We start from the raw sequence: 23,579 nt of genomic DNA on the forward strand, positions 1-23,579 counted from the left end.
CGACGGATTCGGGGGATTGCCCGCACAACGCCGGCCCGAGCGCCCGCGCCGGCTACTGCTTCCGGCACGCCACCTGGTAATCGATCACGGTATTCGCGGACGGCGTGTCCGGCTCGCCGCCGACCGTCGTCACGCCGAGCACGCCGGCCGCGCTTCGATATCGCAGCGCGCAATAGCCCATGCCGGTGCCCGAGCACGCTTCGGCTTCGATGATTCCGTGTTTCGCGAGCGTCGCCGCGCCGTCCATCGCGTCCGGCTTTTCATGCGGCCGCAGCGGCTGCCAGCCGTGCGCGATCAGGATCTTGCGCGCCGCGTCGAGCGGCTTCCCGTACACGTTGGGCACGACCGCCCGCCCATGACAGTACGTCCGTTCGGCGGCGACCGTGGTCAGCCGCAAGCCGCCGTTCTCTTCTCGCAGCTCGCCGACGGGCGGCGCCGGGCCGTCGCCGCCCCAGACCAGCAGCGCGCCGCTTTCGAGCCGATCGACCGAGCCGAGTTGCCAGCGGGCCGCACGCGCCGTGTAGCCGAGCGCGACGAGCGCCGTGCCGTCGAACACGCCGATATTGGCGTTGCGCGCATAACAAATCGCGCTCGTGCCGGCCTGGAACCCGCTCGCGAACGTGACGACCGTGTAGCGGCCGAGCGGCGCTTCGGACGTCACGAGCCAGCCGAGCTTCGCGACGTCGCGGCCGGCCGCGGTGGCGGCTTTCACGCGATATCGCGCGCAAAATTCGTCGAGCGAGCCGTTCTCCGGCGAGCGCGGCAGCGCGCCGAGCGGAACCAGCGACGCGCCCGCGATATCGGACGCCGTCCGCAGCGTATCGGCCGATACCGCGCCGCTGAATGCGACGCACGCGAGCGCCGCGATCGATGTGATGCGGCGGGCAAACGGTCGGGCATGGATGCGGGGCACGGGATCTCCGGGAAAAGCGGGCGGCGGCGCGCCTGCCCGTCGCGTACGACTCAGTCCTTTGCGACCACGTCGATCCGCAGCGCTTCGCCGCCGTCGACGATCGCCTGCAGTCGATCGACGTTCGGGTGCGCGCCGGGGCGGTTGCGGGCGTCGGCGGTGTGTTCCGCGAACACGGCGAGGCCGTGCTCGGCCGCTTTCGCGTCGAGCGTGCCGAACGCCTGCTTCAGATAGTGGTACACCGCGAGCGAGCCTTGCTTGCCCGGCTGGTTCTCGATGCTGGCGACCACGTCGCCGTTGGCGCCGACGAGATCGATGCGCGCGATGCCGTCGATGGCCGGCAGTTGCGCGAGGTTGTCCTTGAATACTTGGGTCGGTTGAATCACTGGAAACGCTCCGTCGGTTCGGTCATGGGCCAATCAGCATGGCCGGCCGTATCTTATCCGATGGCGTTGCGGACCGTGCCGCGCAGCGTTCCGCCGGCGGGCGTCATTGCTGCGCGGCATCCATCGACATCCCCGCGTCGCGCGAGCATTCGACGTCGGAACTGCGATACGCGCGCTCGGGAATCTCGGCGAGTCGCGACGGATGCACCTGATGCGGCGCGAGGCCGTAGAACTTCTGGAAACTCATGATCAGCGGCGACCATTTGTCGGGATCGACGCGGTCCGGATGGCCGTCCATCAGCAGGTCCGGATGCACGTGCACGCGCTGGATGCGCACCTCGAACACGCGAATGCGGTCGCGCAGGTCGGGCACGTCGTCGCCGATGCCATGCGTGGCGGCGACCACCGCTTCCAGATGCACCGGGCATTCGAGCGCACGCGGCGGCGCGACGGTCTGCGACGCCGTTTCGGTGAGCCCGGCCGTGCCGAACTTGTCGGGTTCGTAGACATAGCCGCGCGCCCGCTTCGATTCGGGCACCGGATCCGTGCCCGTCGTGCGCGCGATCCGGTCGACCGCATGCGCCTGCGCCGACGACGGCAGGTTCAGCACGCACTCGCCGGTGCGCAGCAGGTTCCGGGTGGTTTGCGAACTGGCGGCGAGCCCGAGCATGCAGCGCCAGCCGAGCCAGAAGGCGGACGACATCGGCGCGAGATTGGCCGTGCCGTCGGGGTTGAGCGTGCTGATCAGCACGACGGGTGTGCCGAAATAGAGGATGTTCGGTTCGGTGACGCGATGCGGAGCGTTCATGATCGGTCCTTCGTTGACGGGATCAGTCCGCATGCTGATCCCGTCGCGCCCGCGCGGCGCTCCGAATCTTGTCGTGTCATTCGACTGGCACGGCGCGAGTCGGCGCTGTCCGCGCCCGCCCGCCGTCGGCATCGCGCGTGCTTTTCCGCTAGAGTAGGAGATCACCGGTCGCGCACGCCGCCCGCACGGGCGCGCAGCGGCCACTCCGTCATTGCACACGAGGGCCCGATGGACATTGAGCAACGCTACACCGCCAACGCACCGACACGTGCGGAAGTCGATGCACTGGCCGGTGCCACCGTCATCGAATTCGGCGCGAACTGGTGCAGCATCTGCGCGGGCACGCAACCTGCGATCGTCGCGTCGTTCTCCGCGCATCCCGCCGTGCGGCACCTGAAGATCGAGGACGGCCCGGGCCGTCCGCTCGGCCGTTCGTTCGGCGTGAAGCTGTGGCCGACGCTGGTGTTCCTGCGCGACGGGGTCGAAGTCGCGCGCGTGGTGCGCCCGGCCGATGCGAAGCAGATCGAAGCCGACGGCTTCGCGGCGCTCGCCTGAGGTCGCGATCATGCAACAGGCCATCACGCACGTCGGCGTCGATACGCGCGGCAGCGGCCTTGTCGAGTTCACGCAGCAGGTGCGGGCATTCGTCGAGCAGCAGGCGATCCGCACCGGCCTGCTGACCGTGTTCTGCCGCCATACGTCCGCGTCGCTGCTGATCCAGGAGAACGCCGATCCGTCGGTGCAGCGCGATCTCGAACGCTACTTCGCGACGCTGGCGCCCGAGGACGATACGCGCTACGAGCACGACACCGAAGGCGCCGACGACATGCCCGCGCATCTGCGCACGGCGCTCACGCAGGTGCAGTTGTCGATCCCGGTCGAGCATGGACGCATGGTGCTCGGCACCTGGCAGGGCCTCTACTTGTTCGAGCATCGCCGCGCGCCGCACCGCCGCGACATCGTGCTGCATCTGATCGGCGAGTAGGCGCGGGGCTGAAGCGTGCGCGGCCGACGCCGCACGCAACCATGCCCGCGTCGTTCAGCCGAGCAGTTTCTCGACGAGTGCGCCGAGTTCGCTCAGGTGAACCGGCTTCGGCAGGAATGCGTCGAATACGCGCCGGTTCTGGCGCAGCGCGGCCGACTCGTAAGCGCTGACGCCGAGAAGCGACGGGAACCGCCCGTCGTTGTCCGGCTGCGCGACCATCCGGATCCGCTGCGCGACTTCGAAGCCGCTCAGGTCCGGCAGTTCGAGATCGAGCACCACGAGATCGTAGTGTCCTGCCTCGAAGCGCGCGATGCCTTCGTGCCCGGTGCCGCATAGATCGGCGTCGAGGCCCAGCGCGGACAGCATCGCGCCGAGCGTCTCGCGCGCGTTGTCGTTGTCGTCGACCACGAGCGCGCGCCGATGGCGATGCGTGGCGACGGCGCCCCATTCGGGCGCGTCGCCGGTCGTTTCGGGGACATCGGGCGCATCGGCCGGCAGCGTCACGACGAACTCGCTGCCTTCGCCGACGACACTGCGCACATCCACATGACCGCGTAGCGTCGTCACGATTTCGCGCACGACGGCGAGCCCCATGCCGATCCCGTCCACATGCAGGCCGACCGCATCGTTCGCGCGATAGAACGGCTCGAAGATTTTCGGCAGATGCTGCTTCGCGATGCCGGCGCCGGTATCGCGCACGGCGAGCTTCAGTTGCCGGCCGGCCGGCGCATCGGCGAGCGCGATCGACACGTGGACCGATCCGTCGAGCGTGTACTTGACCGAATTCTCGATCAAGTTCGACAGCACCTGCCGCAACAGCTTGCGATCGGAGCGGATCGCGAGGTCATGCGGCTCGACCTGCTGCACGACCTCGATCCGCCTGGCCGCGATCTTCTCGCGCAGCGGATCGAACACCTCGGCGAGCAGCGACGCCATCCCGACCGTCTCCGATTGGGCAAGGCGCTTGGTCGAGCGCAGCTTGATGTAGTCGGTCAGGTCCTTGACCAGCGCTTCGAGCGACGACGCGGAGTTCTGCAGTCGCCGGATCGTCTTCAGGTTCGCGTCGGACTGCGGTCGCGCGAGCAGGATCTCGATCGACCCGCAGATCGCCTGCAGCGGCGTGCGCAGTTCGTGGCTGACCATCCCGAGGAACGCGTTCTTCGCCTCGATCATTTCGAACGCGCGATCGGACGCCTTGCGTTCCGCGTCGAGCGCCGCGTCCTGCCGCTCGAGCAGGTCGTCGCGCGTACGCATCGTATAGAACAGCAGCAGGAACAGCGCGCACAGGATCACGCCGAGGATGATGCCGAGCGACAGGATCGCCCGCTGCTTTTCCTTCAGCTGATGGAACGTGAAGTCGCGCTGCGCCATCTCGATCGCGCGGAAGTAGTTCGCGAGGCCGTTGACCTTCGGCCAGTACCGGTCGACCTCGTCCATCACGCGCGGCGCACCCTTCGGCGCGTCGCGCAGTGCTGCCACGTCATGCTTCAGGCGCGTCATGAATTCGCCGAGCACAGCGATTTCGTCGCGCGCGCGCGGGATGCGCAGCCAGTATTCGGACACCTCGGACGGCCGCTGCAGGAACCCGAACGACACCGACAGGCTGTCGAGCTGCATCTGCACGTGATCGAAGTTGTCGTCCACGTGCGTTGCGTAGAGGATCAGCTGGCGGTCGAAGCGCGTATAGACGTTCCGGTATTGCGCGGCAGTCCAGAACACGCCTTCACGCGGCCCTTCGAGCACGCCCTCGTTGACCGAGGTCGCGAGCAGGTCCGACAGCAGGAACGCCCACGCCGCGAATCCCATGATCCACAGCGTTCCCAGAACCACGATGATTTTCTGGTTTTTCCAGCGTCCGCGCCTCAGCCTCATGTCGCGCGCTTACTTGACGGTCAGGCCGATGATCTGCCATGCGAACTTCGCTTCGCCGAGCGGCGTCTTCAGCTCGTCGGGATACTGGTCGCGCGGATACATGACCCACAGCGGGCCGTAGTTGTCGTTGTCGAGCACCTTGCCGTTCATCGTGCGCGCGAGGATCACGCCGTACTTGTCGGCGTCCGAGACGGGGATCGTGAACGTGTATTCGTCGATGCAGCGGAATTCGATCTCGGTGCCGTGCGCGTCGACCGTCTTCAGCACGTCGGACAGGCTCGGGCCGGTGAAGGTCGCCGTCGGCGTCCAGCTCGTCGACGTGACGATCGTGTGCTGCGGCAGCGCCATCAGCGCCTGCTCGGAAAAGACGAACGTCGTTTTGTCGGGCTGGTTGCTGCGGCCGATGCTGCCGTCGACGGTGAACGTGAAGGATGCTGCCCAGCTCGCTGCGGCCATGCCGAGCAGGGCCGCAGCGGTCACGCTCTTGATCCACATCGTCGAAACTCGCATGTTTTTTCCTCGTGGTTGTAATGGTTGGTTTTCGTTGGGGCGTCAGCTTGCCGCAGCGGCGGCCGGCAGCGCGATCTTCAGTTCGCGCGCCACTTCGGCGAACAGGATCGGCAGGCGCACGGGCTTTTCCTCGCAGCGCGCGTTGTAGTGCGACACGACGTGCGCGATCTCGTCCTCGCTCGCTTCGCCGGTCGAGATCTTGCCGGTCAGCAGGAAGATCGGCGCGCCGCCGTTCTCGCTCGAGCGGATGCCGCGCACGAGATCGGCGGCCGTCTGGTCGCCAAGCATCCAGTCGAGGATGTAGCCGTCGAAATCCTCGACCTCCAGCGCCTTGCGGAACGATGCGCCGTCATAGTACGGGATCGCGTTCACGCCTTTTTCGATGAAGTATTCGCAGAGGGTTTCGGCGACGTCCTGCGAATCGTCGACCACCGCGATGCGCGCTGCATACACGTTCGGCTGGCTCGAGCGCAGCTCGACGACGTCGACCGGATACGTGCGCCCTTCGCGCGCGTGCTGGCGTTCGGTGATGATCCATTCGCCCTGCCACTGCAGCGCGACGAAATCCGTTTCGATCTGGCTGCTGGCCTTCGTGGAGATCGCCGCGCGGCAGCGAAAGCGACGCGATTCGATCACGAGCGTCGCGTCGATCATCTCGGCGGCGGCGGGCTGCGCGGCCTTGTCGTCGAGCAGGAACGCGGGCGGCACGCCGAAGTGCGTCGCGATGTCCTGCAACTGCGACAGATTCCACGGGATCAGGCCTTTCATCTTGCGCGTGACGACCGAGAAACTCAGGCCGAGCACGTTCGCGATCGTCGTGTTGTGACTGCGCGGCGGAATGCCGTTGCGCGTCAGCAAATCGCGCACCTTGGTGGCGGTGATGAGATCGACGTTGGCCTGCTCGCTATTGGACATCTTGAAGGGGTCTCCCGGGTTTCAGCGACGACGAGGATATTCAAAAGTGACGCGATACGCAAACTTTGAAATCGCAAATCACCTTGACATGCTAAATTTCTCCATTATTATTGCTCACCACGTCACTATTGTTTGTCGCGTCAGGTTTGAAAGCCAATGTCGGCAACAGTCGGCACAGCGAAAAGCGGCTGCGACGAAGTGACTGAACGATTCGAAAGAGAACCTGAGAGAGCCTTGGACTGCGTGTCGGCGTTGGCGAATTGTATTCGCCTCGCCGCGCGCAAACCGGGTGCGCGCTCGCGGGGGGGATAGCGCGAAGCAGTGCGGCGCAAATAAAACGTGGGGAAGGCAAAAAAGATGGTTCGCCGTTTACTTGCACCGGGGCTGCTGTTGCTATTGACCGCGTGCGCGCAGGATCCGTCCGTCACAAGCAACACGGTACGGATCTGCGACGAAACCGGTTGTTTTGATCGCCCAAAAGATCAGGTCTCCTATCAAAAAAGGGACGATTCGGACGACCGTGAAGATCCGCGCATCGTCTCGCTGAAGCAGACCGCGAAGACCCAGCCGAAGGCCGCCTACGACCTCGGCCTGCGTTATTTCCGCGGCGACGGCGTACGCCAGGACAGCTATCAGGCACTCAAGTGGATGCGTGACGCAGCCGAGCGGGGCGACCTGCAGGCGCAGAAGGCGCTCGGCAGTTTCTATCTGTTCGGCCTCGAGGAGATGGGCTCCGATCCGCGCGAAGCGGACAAGTGGCTGTCGATCGCGGCGGCCCGCGGCGACCAGGAATCGAAGAAGCTGCTCGAGCTCGCCCGCAAGGCCAAGAAGGAAGACGAAGAAGACTGGAAATGGCGCACGCAGTGGCGTGACGTCTATTCCGGCTATTGGAATTCGGGCTATCCGTACTACGGCGTCTGGCATCAGACGTACTGGTACTACTGACCGGACCGACAGCAACGGGGGCTGCAGCGGGGAGACCACCATCGCGCGCCGCGCCGGGGGCTTATCGAAGTTCGCACGGACACATAAGCCGAACAACGACTCTATCGAACGACAACGACATGAAGACCATCCTTTCCCAACGTCTTACTCAAGGTGCGCTGGTTGCAGCGCTTTGCGCGTCCGTCGCCGGCTGCGGCGGCATGGTGACGCCCGGCGGCCAGAATGCCGGGGTGACGGGCGCCGCCGCGGGCGGCACCAGCGCCGGTGCCGATTCGGGCCTGGAGCGCTGCACGTCGCCGCTCGGCACGATCGCCGTCGACGACGGCCGCAATGCCGACTGGTGGGGCCCGTTCGGCAGCGCGACCAAGATGACGACCATCGACCCGCTGCTGCGGCTGGCCGTCCAGCAATCCAACTGCTTCGTGATCACGTCGATCGGCAACCAGAAGAGCGACGCACGCCTGTCGCGCATCACGCAGATGCAGCGCAACTCGGGCGAATACCGCGCGGGTTCGAAGCAGCACAAGGGCCAGCGCGTCGCGGCCGACTACTACATGGAACCGCAGATCGTCATCAACGATTCGCCGATCGGCGGGATCGGCAGCATGATCGGCGGGCTGATCGGCAACAGCGCCGTGGCGGCGGTGGCCGGCCACCTGCAGACGAAGGCATCGGTCGTCACGCTGACGCTGTTCGACGTGCGCTCGGCCGTACAGATCGCGGCGTCCGAAGGAAGCTCGACGGCGACCAACTACGGCGCGGCGCTCGGCGGCTTCGGCGGCGGCGTGGGCGGTGCGCTCGCCGGCTTCTCGTCGACGCCGGAAGGCAAGGCGACCGTCGTCGCGTTCATCGACGCGTACAACAAGATGGTCGTCGCCCTGCGCAGCTACAAGGCGCAGGACGTCAAGGGCGGCCTCGGCCGCGGCGGCCAGCTCCAGGTCAACTGACGTTCCCGGGCCGGCGGTGCGCCGCCGGCCGGTTCCTGATTCGTGATTCGTGACCGTCCGTGCGCGCGGCGTGATCCGCGCGTACCGGCTTCGTTCGTCCTTTTTGCATTGAGGTGATCCCGATGAAAGCCGTTGCTCTGATCGCATTGACCTGTCTGGCGCTGACCGCTTGCGGCGGCGACGATTCCTCGCCCGCGGCATCCGGTGGATCGGACACGAGCAACAACGGTGGCACCGGCGGCACAGGGTCGGGCGGCACGGGAAGCGGCGGCAGTGGCGGCTCGGGCGGTTCCGGTGGCTCGGGCGGCGGCACGCTGACGTGGCGCTACGAGGCGCAACCTGTCGCGGCCGACAAGGCGAGCTTCCTCACGCTGGTCAATAGCGAAGGCGCGAAGGGTTACCGCTATCTGGGCGACTACTACTACAGCGCGAGCAACGGCGGGACGCAATCGATCTTCGTGAACGACGGCACCGCGCAGACCTATACGTACCAGCTGCAGACGGCGCCGGCCGACATGACGTCCTTCGTCAACACGGCCAATGCGCAAGGGTCGAGCGGCTACCGCTACGAAGGGCCGCTCACGTTCGGCGATCTCTACCGCAAGGATGGCGGCTCGTCGGCCACTTACACGTACACGACGACGGGCCTGCCGGCCGATGCCAATGCGTTCCTCACGCAGGTGAACGGCCAGGGCCAATCGGGCTACTGGTTCCTGGGGCCGATCGCGGTGGCGTCGGTGCAGGCGAACATCTACATGAAGAACAACGCGTCGAGCGCGACCTATACGTACGACGCGCTGGCGCCGACGTCGACCGTCAACGACTTCATCGCGCAGGCCAACAGCGAAGGGGCGAAGGGCTATCGCGCGAAGGGCGCGATGGCGTTCGGCATGGCGATCTCGTGGATCTACGTGAAGGACCAGACGCAGTCGCCGACCTTCACGTACCAGTCGGCCACGATCCAGTCGACCGGCGCGAGCTTCGTCCAGCAGGCGAACACGTTCGGCGGGCAGGGCAGCGCGTATCTGAGCGACATGGCGCTGGGCACCACGCCGCCGCTTGCGATGGCATCGTTCTATTTCACGCCGAAGAACTGCACGGGCTTCCTGTGCACGACGCTGAATCCGCTCACGCAGAACTGAGCGAACGTCTCTGGCGCAACGGCGTCGCGCGGGTCGTTCGCGGCTGAATGCCCCGCCCGTGCCGAATCGAGTGCCTCAGGCGCGTCACGTTGTCCGTGGACGCGCCTTCTGCCGCCGGCTTGCCGGCGGCGTTTCGTTTACGCGTGCGCGCGCCGCGGATCGACGGCAAAACTTGTCCTATCGGATCGGGCACGCTGTGGGATTGAGCGTCCAGGCTTAGGTCAAGTTCAAAAATGATGTTCAATCAAATCGGACGTGTACTAAAAGGATAATGCACGACCGATTTTCGCCGTGTCGTTTGGCATGATCGGGAAACCTCGATCCCGAGTATTTCCATCATGACGTCCATTCCGGCAGGGAATTCGCCGGATTCCCGCACTGCGGGGCGGCGTCACGCCAGGCCATGCCAGACAGCACGCTTCAATCCATCCGTCGCTACCAGAGCATTTCGATGTTCGGGGGCGGCATCGTCGTCACGATCCTGATCCTGATCGCCTGCGGGCTCGGGATCACGTCGATCGTCTACGGCTACCTGGACGGCGAGCGGCGCAATTTCCTGAACGGTGCCGAGGAAGCCAGCGACGAAGTGCAGGTGGCCGAGACGTCGTTCCGCAACGGCGTCGCGAATACGCAGTTGATCTGGCGCGAACTCGGCGCGGCGCCGCCCGACGTCGTGAACGCGTTCTTCGACAGCGGCCAGCAGTTCGCGATCAAGCCGTATCCGTCGCTCGTGGTCGGCGTGCCGGGGCACACCGCGCAGCGCGACGAGGTGGCGCGCTATCTCGCGCTGTCGTTCATGCTGTCGCGCATCTGCGCGGCCAGTTCGCTCAATCGCGGGCGCACGCTCGAGGGCTACCACTACAGCACGCGCACGGGGGTGTTCGGCCTCGTGCCGCACCTGGCGCGCGACAATCCCGCGCTCGCGACGGCCGAAGCGCGTGCGCAGGTCCTCGCGGCCCTGCACATCGATTTCGACGGCCTGGCCCCGAACGACGGTCGGCCGCACGTTCGCTGGCTGCCGCCCTACACCAATCCCGTGACGGGCCAGGTGCGTATCCGGATCGCTGCCGAAGCGCGCGCGGGCGGGCTGCCGTTCGCGGTGCTTGTCACCGAATACGCACCGGAATACCTGCTGTCGTGGCTGTCCGGGCGCAGCACGGCCGGCGTATTCTTCATCACGTCGGCCGACAACCGGCTGATCGCGATCGATCCCGGCGTCGAGCGGACCGACGCGTTGACCGAGCGCCTGTCGAGCCTCGATGTCGCGCAGGGCGATCAGGTCTCCGGCGAGCGGCTCTTTCGAGACGGCACAATCGTGTTCCGCACCCGGCTCGCGGCGACCGGCTGGACGATCGCCTATGTGCTGACGTGGGCCGACGTGGCGGCCGGCGTCGGCGTGCGGGCCGGCGCGCTGGCGGCGTCGACGCTCGTCGCGATCGCCGTGATGTGGCTGCTGCTCGTGCGATTCCACCGGCGCGTGCTCGTGCCGGTCTACGCGCGTTCGGCGCGCGTGTTCGAGAGCGAGGCGCTGTGCCGCAGCGTGATCGCGATGGCGCCGGTCGGTATCGGCCTCGTGTCGCTGTCCGACCGCCGCGTGATGCTCGCGAGCGACGTGCTGGAGCAGATGCTCGTGCCGCACGGCGGCGATCACCACGCGCTGACAGCACAGGTGCTGGCGCAATACGACGCGTTCGTCGCGCACGGCGGGGCGGGTCGGACGATGATGACCGAGCTCGTGCTCGACGCACACGATGATGCACCGCTGCATCTGGAGGTCATCGCGCACAGCGCGCGCTACCAGGGCGAGGACGTGCTGATCGCGGCGTTCGCCGACACGACCGCGCAGCGCAGGCTCGTGCATCAGCTCGAGGAAGCCGTGCGCGCGGCCGATTCGGCGAATGCGGCCAAGTCGTCGTTTCTTGCCGCGACGAGTCATGAGATCCGCACGCCGCTCAACGTGATCCTCGGCAACCTCGAACTGCTCGGGCGCACGGCGCTCGATGCGTCCCAGCAGAGTCGCGTGCAGACGCTGCGCGCCTCGGCCGAGGGCCTGCTCGCGATCGTCAGCGACATCCTCGATTTCTCGAAGATCGAAGCCGGTGCGATGTCGGTCGAGTCGATCGAGTTCGACGTGATTGCCGTGATCGAGCGCGAGCTGGCGGCGTTCGCGTCCGTCGCAAAGGCGAAAGGATTGCCGCTGTTCGCCGATATCGATGCGAGCGGCGGGCAGCGGATGCGCGGCGATCCGACGCGGCTGGCGCAGGTGGTCGGCAACCTGCTGGGCAACGCGATCAAGTTCACCGGAACAGGGCGCATCGTCGTGCGCGTGGCGGTGGGGCGGAACGCGCACGGGGCGCCTGAGCTTGCGATCGGCATCGAGGATACGGGCATCGGAATCGATCCCGCGCAACAGGCGAGGTTGTTCAAGCCGTTCTCGCAGGTCGACGCATCGATCACGCGGCGCTACGGCGGCACGGGGCTCGGGCTCGCGCTGTGCGATCGGCTGGTCGTGGCAATCGGCGGGACGATTGCGGTCGACAGCGCACCGGGCATCGGCAGCCTGTTCACCGTCCGCGTGCCGCTGCACATGGGCATCGCGCCGAAATCCCCGGCCGGTGCCGGTATCCGCACCGGCGACGGCCGGACGCTGATCGTCGTGTCACCGGAGGACGCGTGGCGCGCGTTCGCCTTTCCGCATTTCCGCGCATGGGGTTTCGATGTCGCGATGCATCCGAGTCCGATCGGGATTGCCGCCGGGTGCCTCGTGCGTGCTCACGCGATCGTGCTCTTCGGCGATTCCGACCAATGGCGGCGCGAGGAACTCGACAGTCTCGGCGGCGACACGCCGGTCGTGCTCGCGACACCGGACGGCCCGCTGCAGCCGGACGTCGTGGGCCGCACGATCCGCGTGTCGAGCTATTCGCTGAGCGGGCTGCGCACGGCGATCGAGCAGGCGCGCGTGGCGATTGCGGAACAGCAGGGGCAGCCGGCCGGCGAAGCCGATGACGATCGGCCCGCAGCGGCTTCCGGCGTGCGTGTGCCGCGCGTGCTGGTCGCCGACGATGCTTCCGTCAACGGGTCGATTTTCCGCGAGCAGCTTGACGTGCTCGGCTGCGCGGTCCGGTGCGTGTCGTCCGGCGGCGCGGCGATCGACACGCTCGCCAACGGTGCGTGGGACGTGCTGCTGCTCGGCGCCGACCTGCCCGACATGCCGGCCGGCGAGCTGGCGGAAGCCGTCCATGCGCGTGCGCTGCCGTGCGACATGATCGTCGTGGCATCGCATCTGTCGCCCGACGATGCCCGGCGTTACGCCGCCTCGAACGTCGAGTGCGTGCTAACCAAGCCGGTGACGCTCGCCGACTTGCGCCGCGCGCTGGCACGCATCGCGCGGCAGCGCGGGATCGCGTTTTCCGCCGGGGCAGAGGATGAGCGGGCGGCGCCGAGGGCGATGGGGGCTGCGGCGGCACACTGGCCGGGACGATAGGAAAGCGACGCCACGGCGGCATAGATCGCCAGCGTAAGAACAGGGAAGGCAGACACGCCACAGCGTACCGATGTTGCGTGATTTCGACTGAAGAAGGAAGGGTAAGGCCGTGCGCTATATGGGAAAGGTGTTCGGACTGCTGCTCGGATTTGCGACGCTGCCGGAGAAATCCAGACGGGATTTCCTCACGAAGCTGAACGAGTTCATGATGATGTCGCCGTCGCAGAAGCGGCGGGCCATCACCGAGTGGCAGCATGTCGCGGAAGACGGGGCGAGTGAACCTGGCAAGTCCGAGGCCAAACGCTAGGCAGCGGCTCAGGCCGCTTCGCGGGACGGGATGGATCGACGGCGTTGGGGGCGCCGTCGATCGGGGGTGCGTGGGCGACGGATTGCCGAAGGTACCCGTCGTCGCGACGTCGTGTCCGGCCCGATGGGCGGCGCGCCGGCGGGGGCGCCGAACCGCGGCGGGCGTGGGCCTGTGGCGGCGACCGCACCCGATTGCGTCGCGGCGACGCAGACCCTGCCGATTATCTTAAAATTACATCGCGCACCGCCCGGTTCGCTGATCTTCGCAATACGGCCGTGTTGCGAGATCGCTTCGAATCCCGGCGCGTCGCACAACATGGCGCGTCGGGCCGCGTGTATCGGGAGAAGAAGAGAGATGGATGAATTTTTTGTGCGGGTGATGGTGGCGGACGATCATCCTTCGTCCGCGCTCGGGATGTCGCAGGCACTCGCGGGGAGCAGCACGATCAGGCTGCTGGGTACTGTCTCGAATTCGACCGATCTGGTGGCGATGCTCGACGAGCAGCAGAGCGACGTGCTCGTCGTCGACTACGTGATGCCGGGCGGCAAGTATGGCGACGGTCTCGCGTTGTTGTCGTTTCTGCAGCGCCGTTATCCCGCGCTTCATCTCGTGACGATCACGATGATCGACAACCCGAGCGTGCTGCATGCGATTCAGCGGCAGGGCGTCGGGTGCATCCTCAGCAAATCCGACGCGATTTCGCATCTGGTGGGTGCGGTGCATGCGGCTTACGTCGGCGCGAATTATCTGTCTCCGTTCGTCAAGCAATTGCTGGAGGGCGCGGAGGCATTGCCGGGTACACGGGTGCTGACGGCGCGCGAGATCGAGGTCGTGCGACTGTACGGCGCCGGCCTGACGGTGGGCGAGATCGCCGTTCAGCTCCACCGCAGCAAGCAGACGATCAGCTCGCAGAAGTCGAGCGCGATGAAGAAGCTCGGTATCGTCCGCGACGCGGACCTGATCCGCTATGCGAGCGAAGGCCGGTTGCCCGACGTGTCGGCCGCCGATGCGGCGGCGCGGCGCGAGTAGCCGCACGCGATGCGCGACCCCACTCCGTTTCCTGCGGCGAGCCGCCGCCGGCCGTGCGCTTCCCGGCGCCGACGATAATTCATGCCCGCCAACCTGAAGCGATTCGCCACCCTCGCGGCCGTGGCCGGCCGCAAGCCTTTCGATCCCGGCCGCGTGCGCCGTCAGCAGCAACTCCTGCTGTATGGCGGAGGGATCGCGGTCACGCTGTTCATTCTGATTTGCGCCGCGCTGGTCGTGCGGCTCGACGTGCAGGAGTATCGCTCGCAGGAGCGTTCGACATTCCTGCAACGTGAAGCGCGGTTCAATACGAGTCTGAGGGCGGCCGACACGGCGCTGATGACCTACGGGGACAGGATGGAGCGGCTCTGGAATCAGGGCGCGCAACCGTCGCCCTCCGTACTGGAGGCATTCTCGGTCGAGGGCGGGGTGCTGACCCCGCGCAACGGCAGCACGTCGATACTCGCGTTACGCAGCGTTGAGCCGGATCACCCTGCCGCATCGTACGCGAGATATCTCGGGGTGCTGGCCGGTCTTGCTGCGCGGGACGGCCGGTCGCCGTCACGATCGCCTGCGGCGGACGCCGAGCCGGTCGGTGGGTATCTGATCGGGCTCGACAGCCCGTTTCTCGCCGTACTGGGGGCGCCGCTCGTGGCGCGCGCACGTGCGCTTGCGCCGGGCGCCGATCCGAAAGCGCTGATCGCGCAGTTGATGCCGACCGGGGTCGCGAAGCGGAAGCTGGACGTGCAGAACCGCCCGTTCATGCTTGATCGTCGTTTTGACCCGTTGTCCGGCCGGACTGTCGTGCGGTACGCCCGTCGTCTGGACGACGCGGACGGGCGACCGTTCGGTTGGTTCGTCGTCAACGGGTTGTTTCGGATCGACGACATGCTGGTGCCGCGTTCCGACGACGAGGACATCGCGGTCATCGACGCGCAGCGGAACATCGTCGTCGGGCGGCAGCGCGATCCGGCGATGATCGAACGCGCGCTGCGCGACGCGCGCGATTCGTCGGGCGAACACGTGTTCGTGCGGCGGGTCGGCACGCACTTCATCATCAGCGATCGCCTGCCCGACAGCAGCCTCGTCATCATGACGACCTTCTCGTGGCGCAGCCTGGTGAAAGCGACGATCGTCAGCGTGAGCGCGACGCTCGGCGCCGCGCTGTTCGGCCTCGTGTTGTTGTGGTCGACGATCGTGTTGTTCGACCGTCGCGCGCTGCGTCCGGCGAACCGGCGTGCGATCCGCCTGATCGAGAGCGAGGCGCTCAACCGGACGTTGATCCGCCATGCGCCGGCCGGGCTGCTGCTGCTGTCGGTGGCGGACGGCGAGACGATGGTGCGCAACGACGCCGTGCTCGCATACGACGGCGATGAAGCCGGGCTGCCGCTCGGCAAGCGCATCTGGCAGGCCTATCGTGAGCACCGGGCAGGTAGCGGCGACCGGCGCGGCGCCGTGCTGCAGGAGCTGGAGATCGAGCGTCAGGGCCACGGCACGGCCTACCTGGCGGTGCATGTCGTGCGAACCAAGTTCCGCGGTGTCGACGTGCTGCTCTGCACGTTGACCGACGTCACCGCCCGCAAGCTGACGGAAGACAAGCTGAAGGAAGCGCGCACGGCCGCGGACGACGCGAACAAGGCGAAGTCGACGTTCCTCGCGACGATGAGCCACGAGATCCGCACACCGCTGAACGCGATCGTCGGCAATCTGGAGTTGATGGCGCGCGCGCCGTTGCCGGCCGAGGAATTGCGACGCCTGCAGACGGTGAGGTCGTCGTCGGATGCGTTGCTGCACGTGATCAACGACGTGCTCGATCTGTCGAAGGCCGAATCGAACCAGATGGTGCTCGAAGCCGTGCCGTTCGATCTGCGCGCCGTACTGCACGACGTCACGGCGATTTTCCACCCGCTCGCGCAGGCGAAGCAACTCGGGCTCGAATGCCGGATCGCCGCGGAGCTGGCCGACGGTTACGTCGGCGATCCCACGCGCTTGCGCCAGGTCGTGTCGAATCTCGTCAGCAATGCGATCAAGTTTACCGGGCACGGCAGCGTGACGATCGAAGCGCGCCGTGCGAGCGGGGCCGGCCACGCGCGCGGTGTCGAGATCGTGGTGCGCGATACCGGGATCGGTATCGCGCCGGAGAGTGTGCCGACGCTGTTCGACGTGTATGTCCAGACCGACGCGTCGATCTACCGGCGCTTCGGCGGAACGGGGCTCGGGCTGCCGCTGTGCCGGCGTCTGGTGCGGCTGATGCAGGGCGATCTGACGGTCGAGAGCCGGCCGGGTATCGGTACGACGTTCGCGGCCGTGCTACCGCTGGCCGACGCGCCGCGCGGGTGGCGCACCGCATTCGACGAGCCGGAACCCGAGGCGCCGGCGCTGCCGATGGTCGCGGACGACGATGCGCCGCTCCGCGTGCTGGTGGCGGAAGATCACCCGGCGAGCCGTGCATTGTTGCGCGATCAGCTCGACGCGCTCCGTTGCGACGCCACGCTCGTCGAGAACGGTGTCGAGGCCATGCGTGCGTTCTTCGCGTATCCGTTCGACGTAGTGCTGACCGATCTCGGCATGCCGGAGCTCGACGGCTTCGCGCTCGCGAATTTCCTGCGCGAGCAGGGCGCGAAGGTGCCGGTGATCGCGATGACCGCGCACGCGACCGACGAGGATCGGCGCCGCTGCGCGCAGGCGGGGGTTGTGGAAGTCGTGCTCAAGCCGCTGTCGATCGATGCGCTCGAGGCCGTGTTGCGCCGGCACGGGATGCGCGGCGCGGGGGCGGAGACGGCGGAATCCGGCACGCGGGAGAATGTGCCGGCCATGACGGACGAGATCCGGCGAACCTTGCGCGACGCAACGCTGAACTCGCTGCGCGCGCTCGACGCGGCGCTGTCGAACGGTGCTGTCGATGCGATTGCGGTCGAACTGCACTCGATGCGCGGCGGTTTCGCGATGGCCGACAATGCGCAGGCGCGGGACGCCTGCGCAGCCATGGAGCGTGTCGTGAACGAAGGCGGGGCCGAAGCGTTCAGAGAGCACTGGCCGGCCTTCCGGAACACGATCGCAAGGGCACTGGAGCGCTGAAGTTGCGTGTGCGTCGATGCGCGCATGTACGTGGCATTGAGCCCTCGGGCCGCGCCTGCCCGCGTTATTGATAACTCATCGTGAAAGTGGCGACGGCATCCGCGGTACCCGCTGTTACGTTACCGGTCCGGACGTAATGTGCGGTGAGCGGAATGTCGACGCTCCGGTTGCCCGTTTCCGTGACGAACCATTGATTCGGGTTACCGGCTGCGGATGAGTCGGGGCCGTAGGAGACGGGCGTCGACTGGTTCATGATCCGTACACCCACCCCTTTGGCCGTGGAACTCGGCGTGAGGCCGAGCACGTCGCTCCGGTTACCGGTATTGGTTGCATCGGTCAGCGTGGTGAACATCCGCGTGGATGCGCCTTGCGTGCCGCCCGTGCACTGCAGATTGATCGCAAAGCTTTGACCGGGCCCGATGCCGTCCCGGTTCAAGGTCGCGATCGCGACACTGCCCATCGGAACGGCGATCTTCTTGGTGTTGACCGTGCAAGTCGGAACCAGGGGTTTGACGGCCAGGGATCCGCTCAGGCGCACGACAACCGCAATTTGATTGTGAGAGGGGAGCGTTATCTTGCCGATTTCGCCGCTCAGCGCTCCGGCAGCTGTAATAGGGCCCGTTTTCACGAGCTCGGCTACAAACTCAAATGTGGGGTAGAAGAAAAAGCCGCTAACGCCGGAATTGTCGACGGAGTAATTGGCCCACCACTGGACGCTGCTCCCGGTGGTTGAGCCGACCCGAAGTCCTACGCCGGCGACACTGGTCGGATAGGTCTGGAAGCGAGCGTCCAGCGCGCCGATTCCCGAGTAGTTCATCATGCCGATGGTGCTGGGGTTCGAGCAGCCGTTGATGGTGGTGCTACTGTCCCCCATTTTGCTTTGTACTCTGCCGAGCACCGCGCCGTCCGGCACTGTGGGATCGAAGCTTGGCAACGCACCGAAACTCACCGAGTAGTACGCCGTCGTGACATCACCGACGAACTGTTGCGAGATTTTGCATTTTGCCTGCGCGTGGGATTGCCACACGAGCGCGACGAGCAACGCCGCGCAGACTTTGGCGATCGATATCAAACGATTCGGGATTCGAAATCGTGTCAGGGGCGGTATCGGATATGGCTTGCTCATCTTCGATTGCGGGCTTGTCGGGTTGAAGGCTCGATGCATCGCGCCCGGCATTCGGCCATGGCGCGCTGGATGGAGTTCGATGGAGTACGTCTCGCGGCGATGCCGCTGTTCGATCCAGTCACCCGGCAAATGCGCGACAGAGGGCCGACGTTTGCTGTGACGCATGCGTCGGCTTTTCTTTGAAATGAGCTGGAATGAGTGCTGGGTGCTTGATCGTTTTGAATGATATCGTCGCGAGAGGGTGGCCTATATGAGACAAGTACTAACATTTATTTAATTAATATAAGACAAGTACTATTTTCAATAATTTTGTCTGATCGTTTGCTTTGAGTGCCGAGGTTTCGGCTGCGTCGCACGAGGACCAAGACTGCTGGCGAACGCCCGTATACCCGTACTTCCGACTCATCGCGCATGCCGCGACGCCGGTTCCCCTCGTGTCTTGATCTCCTGCCCACTGTTTGAGCCGGAGATCCAATCTCGCTTGTCGCCGTGCAAGTCGCCGGCCACGCTGGAGGTCGCATTCAAATGCGACCCACTGCTCATCGGGCGATGCGGACGGACTCGATCTGAAAAGCGGGAAATTACAAATATTTTTAATACTTCAACGATGGTTGCAGTCCGAATATACGTATGAAGATTAAATTGTTCGTACTTGTACTAGCTGAATTTAAATCAATATCGGTCACGAACTAGATACTAAATGACGCCGAATTGGCATCATGCATCTCGCTCTGTAAGGAGTTTTTAATCACGTTTCATTCGGAGAAAATCGTGGCTTTCAACAAGAAAATTCTGGTACTCGCAGCAGTCGCAGGCATGTTCGCAGCAGGTTCGGCGATGGCGGCCGACGGCACGATCAATTTCACGGGCAACATCACCGCGGCGTCGTGCCTGATCACCGGCGGCGCAGGCACGAGCGTGACCGGCGAGAAGGGCAAGCAGGACATCGCGGTCAACCTCGGCACGGTCAGTGCGGATTCGATCGGCGGCACGGCAGGTCACAGCATCGCGGGCGGCACGTCGATCAGCCTGAACCTCGACTGCGGCAACACTGCCACTGACCTGACGCTCGTGAAGATGAAGTTCGACCCGCTGGCCGGTTCGGGTATCGACGGCAAGAACAACAAGCTGCTGAAGATTTCGGGCTCGGCGGTAGGCGTCGGTATCGGTCTGTATGACGACAACAACAACCTGCTGAACCTGGCGGCGAACGAGACGATCAACGCGCCGCTGGTCAAGGGCGGGACGGACGAGAAGCCGACTTACACCGCTGCGCTGAACATGCGTGCGGGTTACGTCGCGAATGGCGACAAGGTGGCAGCAGGTACGGCCAACGGCACGCTCCCGTTCACGCTGTCGTACGAATAAGCATCGTCAATCGAGCGGCGAAATGGCACGTGGTGCCATTTCACCGCCGCCTCCAGGTTCGAATCCGCCATGAAGAAATCGCTCATCGCCGGGCTGGTTGCGGCCGGCTCGATGTTGTTCCTGTCCATTCCATCGCATGCCGGCATTTCGTTGTCCGGCACGCGTGTCGTTTATCCGGCGCAGAGCAAGGAAGCGTCGGTCGTCGTCAAGAATCAGTCGAAGGACGACGTGATGATCCAGTCATGGATCGAGTTGCCGGATGGCGCGAAGGGCGACCTGCCCTTCGCGATCACGCCGTCGCTGAGCCGCCTCGGCGGCGACAAGCAGCAAATCCTGCGGATCTTTTATGCGGGTACCGGGCTCGCGGCCGACCGTGAATCGGTGTTCTGGCTGAGCGTGCAGGAGATTCCGCAAAAGGCCAAGGACGACAACTCGCTGCAGATCGCGGTGCGGCAGCGGATCAAGTTGTTCTACCGGCCGGCCGATTTGTCGGGCAAGCCCGACGATGCGCCGGGCCAACTGAAGTGGCATTGGAGCGCGGGCAGCGGCAAGCCGGCGCTGGAAGTCGTCAACGACACGCCGTATTTCGTGTCGCTCGGCCACGCGAGTCTCAAGGCCGGCGCAAGCGCGTATCCGATCGCGACCGAGATGATCGCACCCAAGTCGCCGAAGCGTCTTGCCGTGAAGGATTATTCCGGCAGCGCGCTGCCGGCAAACGCCAAAGTCGAATTTACGTCGATCAACGATTTCGGCGCCACGGCCGATACACAGGCCGACGTCACGAAGTAACCCGTCCGTGATGCGGAGTCGGCCGAATCGCCAATGACACATAGATACGTTGTACTAACTAAAACCATATAAAGAGCGCGCATTCAGGACATGAACACAACTGTCAAGAAAATTGTAGAGGCTTGCCAGCTCGCGTCCTGTTTGATGGCGCTCGGCGCCATGTTTGCGCCCAGCCAGGCACAAGCTGCGGAATTCAACGAACTGTTCCTCAAGAAGGGGGACGGCCCGGTCGAGCTTTCCTATTTCGAGAAAGGTAATTCGGTGGCGCCCGGCATCTACGATGTCGACGTGTCGCTGAACGAGCGGCGCGCGAAACGCGAATCGATCCTGTTCAAGACGGATACGTCGGGCGACGTTCGCCCGGTGATCACCTACGGTCTGCTGAAGACGCTCGGCGTGGACGTGAAGCGTCTCGAGCGCGAGCACAAGCTGGAAGCGGGGCTGGCGGACGACGCGCCGGTCGAGCTGGGTTCGCTGGCCGATGGCGCGTCGACGAGTTTCGACGTCGGTACGCTGGCGCTCGATATCAGCGTGCCGCAAGCCTATGCGCCGATGCAGACGCGCGGCTATGTCGATCCGTCGCTGTGGGACGAAGGCATCACGGCTGCGTATTCGAACTATCAGGCGAACTTCAGCCACGACACGGATTCCGGCTATCGCAGCGACTATGCGTATCTCGGGTTGCGCAACGGCCTCAACATCGGCGCATGGCGGCTGCGTAACGAATCGGCACTGTCGTGGCGACGCGGCAGCCCGTCGGATCTCGCCGCGAATCGCAGCTACGTGGAGCGGGACCTGCAACGCATCCAGGGGCGCCTCTCCGCGGGCGAGGTGTATACGCCTGGCGAGATCTTCGACAGCGTGCGTTTTCTCGGCGCGCAGGTCAGTTCCGATACGGGGATGCTGCCGGACAACGAGGTCGGCTATGCACCTGTCGTGCGCGGCATCGCACAAAGCAATGCGGTAGTCGAGGTGCGTCAGAACGGTTACGTGATCTATTCGGCGTCCGTGACGCCCGGCGCGTTCGAGTTCCGGGACATTTACCCGAGCGGCTCGAACGGCGACCTCGAAATCCGGGTCATCGAATCCGACGGCAGCGTGCGCACGTACCGGCAATCGTATTCTTACCTGCCCGTGATGATTCGTCGCGGCACGATGCGCTATGCGTTTTCGGCGGGCCAGTATCGCGGTTTTGGTCAGTCGCGACCCAAGTTCGCGCAGGGCACGCTGATCTATGGCGTGTCCGACAACCTGACCGGCTACGGCGGCTTCATCGGCGCGGAGCGATACGCGGCTATTGCGCTCGGGCTCGGCTACAACTCGCGGCTCGGCGGCGTGTCGTTCGACATCACGCACAGCCAGTCGAATGTCATGGGCCGCAAGACCAGCGGGCAGAGCTTCCGGTTCCTGTATTCGAAGACGCTGACGGCGACCGAGACGACCTTCACGATGGTCGGCTATCGCTATTCGACCGACGGCTATCGCACGTTCAGCCAGCACGTCGACGATCTCGATCGCCAGTGGGGCAACGGGTCGTTCCGCCAGAAGAGCCGGGTCGACCTGAACATCAACCAGTCGCTGGGCTCGGGCGGGTCGCTATACGCGAGCATCGGCGATACGAGCTACTGGAACCAGGGCGGATCGAGTCGCAACATCCAGCTCGGCTACAGCGGCGCGCTGAAGAATCTCAGCTATAGCGTGGCGGTGGCGCATACGCGCGATTCGGGGCCGTTCGGGGGCGCCGATACGCAGTTCACCGCATCGGTCAGCATCCCGCTGGGCGGCGGCACGCGTTCGCATCGCCTGTACGCGAACACGGTCGCGTCGACGAGCGGCGACGTGAGTTCGCAGGTCGGTGTGAACGGGTTCCTGAACGATGCGAACACGGTCAACTATTCAGTGCAGGGCGACTATCGCAAGCATGCCGGCGGGTCGGGGGGCGTGGGCCTCGGCTGGGATACGCCGCTGGCCAAGCTGGCGACGAACTACAACCAGTCGGGCAGCGGCAAGCACGTGGACGCCAGCATCGCCGGCTCGGTGGTCGCGCACAGTGGTGGCGTCACACTGGGCCAGACGGTCGGCGAGACGTTCGCGATTGCCGAAGTGCCGGGCGTGCGCGGCGCGCGTTTTTCGTCGTCGACGAGCATCAGCACGGATCGCCGCGGCTACGCGATCCTGCCTTATGCGCAGCCGTATCGCTACAACTGGCTCAACGTCGATACCGAGAGCCTCGGCTTCGATACCGACCTGACCGACAACGCGAAAGCGGTGGTGCCCACGCGCGGCGCGATCGTGAAGGCGAAGTTCGCAGCCGAAACGGGGCGCCGCGTGCAGTTCGGCGTGAAGACGTCGGCTGGCGGCAACGTACCGTTCGGCGCAACGGCTTACGACGAGAGCGGCAAGGTGCTCGGCATGGTCGACGACGCATCTCGCGTGCTGGTGTTCGGCATCAAGGACCAAGGGCGCCTGTCGATTCGCTGGAGCGACGGATCGTGCGAAGGCGACTATGCGCTGCCGGCGCGGAAGCCGGCGGTCGCGTACGAGCGCGTGGCGATGGTCTGCAAGATGGCGGGGCAGTGAATTTGATTGACAGCCGACGGGCCGATTGTCCGTTCGGCTCGATGGCGCTTAAGCCCATCTGCTTCTCGACGACCAGTAGTTTTATCGCGATAACGATCTGGTCGAGTACCTGCTGGATATCTCGAATCTATCGCCATTGGTTTTTCCCGACGCAAGCCGAACGCAGCCGGCGGCATCGTGCGCGCCCATGTCGAGGGCAACGCCGGCTCCGACGAACTGTTGCGCCTGTCCAGCATCGGCACGCGCGCTGTCGCTGAAGTGCGGCCGGTCGGTGTCGACCTTTTCGATGGCCGGCGCAATGGCGTGCCGCGCAGCCGATTCGATCGTGCGCCTGCCGCGTTTCACCGGCGTGGCAGCGGTTGTCGCGCGAGGGAATAGCCAATTGAAAGCTTGAATTTTCT

19 protein-coding genes are annotated in these 23,579 nt (G+C 65.2%); 12 read left to right on the forward strand and 7 right to left on the reverse strand.

Annotation, left to right across the window (positions count from 1 at the left end; translation table 11 throughout):
* Positions 1-52 precede the first annotated feature (52 nt).
* From BX604_RS30690 to BX604_RS30700, 3 genes are all read right to left on the reverse strand, one after another.
* Positions 53-913: a hypothetical protein gene (locus tag BX604_RS30690; protein WP_098554574.1), complete on the reverse strand. Its 861-nt coding sequence runs from the start codon at positions 911-913 to the stop codon at positions 53-55.
* Between the two features lie 50 nt (positions 914-963).
* Positions 964-1,296 carry a DUF2322 family protein gene (locus BX604_RS30695; RefSeq protein WP_098554575.1) on the reverse strand — a complete coding sequence of 111 codons (333 nt, stop codon included), beginning with the start codon at positions 1,294-1,296 and terminating at the stop codon, positions 964-966.
* Positions 1,297-1,399: 103 nt separating this feature from the next.
* A complete protein-coding gene (locus BX604_RS30700; RefSeq protein WP_098555129.1) occupies positions 1,400-2,104 on the reverse strand; it encodes a flavin reductase family protein in 705 nt (234 codons plus the stop codon).
* Positions 2,105-2,332: 228 nt separating this feature from the next.
* Here BX604_RS30700 and BX604_RS30705 point away from each other — a divergent pair, with 228 nt between their 5' ends.
* A complete protein-coding gene (locus BX604_RS30705) occupies positions 2,333-2,659 on the forward strand; it encodes a thioredoxin family protein (protein ID WP_098554576.1) in 327 nt (108 codons plus the stop codon).
* Between the two features lie 10 nt (positions 2,660-2,669).
* Complete coding sequence (locus BX604_RS30710) at positions 2,670-3,089, forward strand: secondary thiamine-phosphate synthase enzyme YjbQ (RefSeq protein ID WP_098554577.1); 420 nt, start codon at positions 2,670-2,672, stop codon at positions 3,087-3,089.
* Between the two features lie 54 nt (positions 3,090-3,143).
* Here BX604_RS30710 and atsR read toward each other — a convergent pair whose 3' ends face one another.
* The 3 genes from atsR to BX604_RS30725 are packed head-to-tail and all read right to left on the reverse strand — an operon-like array spanning position 3,144 to position 6,386.
* On the reverse strand, positions 3,144-4,955 hold the full coding sequence (gene atsR, locus BX604_RS30715) for a hybrid sensor histidine kinase/response regulator AtsR (protein WP_098555131.1): 1,812 nt from the start codon (positions 4,953-4,955) through the stop codon (positions 3,144-3,146).
* A gap of 15 nt (positions 4,956-4,970) precedes the next feature.
* Positions 4,971-5,471 carry a molybdopterin-dependent oxidoreductase gene (locus BX604_RS30720; RefSeq protein ID WP_098554578.1) on the reverse strand — a complete coding sequence of 167 codons (501 nt, stop codon included), beginning with the start codon at positions 5,469-5,471 and terminating at the stop codon, positions 4,971-4,973.
* A 42-nt stretch (positions 5,472-5,513) separates the two neighbouring features.
* Positions 5,514-6,386, reverse strand: a complete 873-nt coding sequence (locus BX604_RS30725) for a response regulator (RefSeq protein WP_098554579.1) — start codon at positions 6,384-6,386, stop codon at positions 5,514-5,516.
* Positions 6,387-6,743: 357 nt separating this feature from the next.
* Between BX604_RS30725 and BX604_RS30730 the strand changes: the two genes are divergently transcribed.
* From BX604_RS30730 to BX604_RS30760, 7 genes are all read left to right on the forward strand, one after another.
* Positions 6,744-7,331, forward strand: a complete 588-nt coding sequence (locus BX604_RS30730) for a tetratricopeptide repeat protein (RefSeq protein ID WP_098554580.1) — start codon at positions 6,744-6,746, stop codon at positions 7,329-7,331.
* A gap of 119 nt (positions 7,332-7,450) precedes the next feature.
* A complete protein-coding gene (locus BX604_RS30735; RefSeq protein ID WP_098554581.1) occupies positions 7,451-8,278 on the forward strand; it encodes a hypothetical protein in 828 nt (275 codons plus the stop codon).
* A gap of 122 nt (positions 8,279-8,400) precedes the next feature.
* The gene (locus BX604_RS30740; RefSeq protein ID WP_098554582.1) at positions 8,401-9,420 is read left to right on the forward strand and encodes a hypothetical protein; all 1,020 of its coding nucleotides are present in this window, start codon (positions 8,401-8,403) and stop codon (positions 9,418-9,420) included.
* Positions 9,421-9,823: 403 nt separating this feature from the next.
* Complete coding sequence (locus BX604_RS30745; RefSeq protein WP_098554583.1) at positions 9,824-12,904, forward strand: ATP-binding protein; 3,081 nt, start codon at positions 9,824-9,826, stop codon at positions 12,902-12,904.
* A gap of 118 nt (positions 12,905-13,022) precedes the next feature.
* Positions 13,023-13,211 (forward strand): hypothetical protein, encoded by a 189-nt coding sequence (locus BX604_RS30750; protein ID WP_179894922.1) that lies wholly within the window; start codon positions 13,023-13,025, stop codon positions 13,209-13,211.
* Between the two features lie 354 nt (positions 13,212-13,565).
* The gene (locus BX604_RS30755) at positions 13,566-14,240 is read left to right on the forward strand and encodes a response regulator (protein WP_098554585.1); all 675 of its coding nucleotides are present in this window, start codon (positions 13,566-13,568) and stop codon (positions 14,238-14,240) included.
* A gap of 81 nt (positions 14,241-14,321) precedes the next feature.
* Positions 14,322-17,315, forward strand: coding sequence for a hybrid sensor histidine kinase/response regulator (locus BX604_RS30760; protein WP_098554586.1), 2,994 nt, complete (start codon positions 14,322-14,324; stop codon positions 17,313-17,315).
* A gap of 64 nt (positions 17,316-17,379) precedes the next feature.
* Here BX604_RS30760 and BX604_RS30765 read toward each other — a convergent pair whose 3' ends face one another.
* Entirely contained in the window at positions 17,380-18,606 is a 1,227-nt protein-coding gene (locus BX604_RS30765; protein ID WP_098554587.1) for a fimbrial protein, read from the reverse strand.
* Positions 18,607-19,212: 606 nt separating this feature from the next.
* Here BX604_RS30765 and BX604_RS30770 point away from each other — a divergent pair.
* From BX604_RS30770 to BX604_RS30780, 3 genes are all read left to right on the forward strand, one after another.
* On the forward strand, positions 19,213-19,809 hold the full coding sequence (locus tag BX604_RS30770) for a fimbrial protein (RefSeq protein WP_098554588.1): 597 nt from the start codon (positions 19,213-19,215) through the stop codon (positions 19,807-19,809).
* 69 nt (positions 19,810-19,878) lie between these two features.
* Positions 19,879-20,598: a fimbrial biogenesis chaperone gene (locus tag BX604_RS30775; protein ID WP_098554589.1), complete on the forward strand. Its 720-nt coding sequence runs from the start codon at positions 19,879-19,881 to the stop codon at positions 20,596-20,598.
* A gap of 159 nt (positions 20,599-20,757) precedes the next feature.
* On the forward strand, positions 20,758-23,178 hold the full coding sequence (locus BX604_RS30780) for a fimbria/pilus outer membrane usher protein (RefSeq protein WP_257146470.1): 2,421 nt from the start codon (positions 20,758-20,760) through the stop codon (positions 23,176-23,178).
* Positions 23,179-23,579: the final 401 nt, after the last annotated feature.

The organism is Burkholderia sp. JKS000303, from assembly GCF_002563755.1.
GTDB classification, from domain to species: domain Bacteria; phylum Pseudomonadota; class Gammaproteobacteria; order Burkholderiales; family Burkholderiaceae; genus Burkholderia; species Burkholderia anthina_B.

Excerpts from the sequence above, each read along its gene's own strand:
- BX604_RS30710 (WP_098554577.1), top strand. The coding sequence starts at position 2,670 with ATGCAACAGGCCATCACGCACGTCGGCGTCGATACGCGCGGCAGCGGC.
- BX604_RS30730 (WP_098554580.1), top strand. The coding sequence starts at position 6,744 with ATGGTTCGCCGTTTACTTGCACCGGGGCTGCTGTTGCTATTGACCGCG.
- BX604_RS30780 (WP_257146470.1), top strand. The coding sequence starts at position 20,758 with ATGTTTGCGCCCAGCCAGGCACAAGCTGCGGAATTCAACGAACTGTTC.
- BX604_RS30740 (WP_098554582.1), top strand. The coding sequence starts at position 8,401 with ATGAAAGCCGTTGCTCTGATCGCATTGACCTGTCTGGCGCTGACCGCT.
- BX604_RS30750 (WP_179894922.1), top strand. The coding sequence starts at position 13,023 with ATGGGAAAGGTGTTCGGACTGCTGCTCGGATTTGCGACGCTGCCGGAG.
- BX604_RS30735 (WP_098554581.1), top strand. The coding sequence starts at position 7,451 with ATGAAGACCATCCTTTCCCAACGTCTTACTCAAGGTGCGCTGGTTGCA.
- BX604_RS30720 (WP_098554578.1), bottom strand. The coding sequence starts at position 5,471 with ATGCGAGTTTCGACGATGTGGATCAAGAGCGTGACCGCTGCGGCCCTG.
- BX604_RS30765 (WP_098554587.1), bottom strand. The coding sequence starts at position 18,606 with ATGCGTCACAGCAAACGTCGGCCCTCTGTCGCGCATTTGCCGGGTGAC.
- BX604_RS30725 (WP_098554579.1), bottom strand. The coding sequence starts at position 6,386 with ATGTCCAATAGCGAGCAGGCCAACGTCGATCTCATCACCGCCACCAAG.
- BX604_RS30755 (WP_098554585.1), top strand. The coding sequence starts at position 13,566 with ATGGATGAATTTTTTGTGCGGGTGATGGTGGCGGACGATCATCCTTCG.
- BX604_RS30760 (WP_098554586.1), top strand. The coding sequence starts at position 14,322 with ATGCCCGCCAACCTGAAGCGATTCGCCACCCTCGCGGCCGTGGCCGGC.
- BX604_RS30705 (WP_098554576.1), top strand. The coding sequence starts at position 2,333 with ATGGACATTGAGCAACGCTACACCGCCAACGCACCGACACGTGCGGAA.
- BX604_RS30700 (WP_098555129.1), bottom strand. The coding sequence starts at position 2,104 with ATGAACGCTCCGCATCGCGTCACCGAACCGAACATCCTCTATTTCGGC.
- BX604_RS30745 (WP_098554583.1), top strand. The coding sequence starts at position 9,824 with ATGCCAGACAGCACGCTTCAATCCATCCGTCGCTACCAGAGCATTTCG.
- BX604_RS30775 (WP_098554589.1), top strand. The coding sequence starts at position 19,879 with ATGAAGAAATCGCTCATCGCCGGGCTGGTTGCGGCCGGCTCGATGTTG.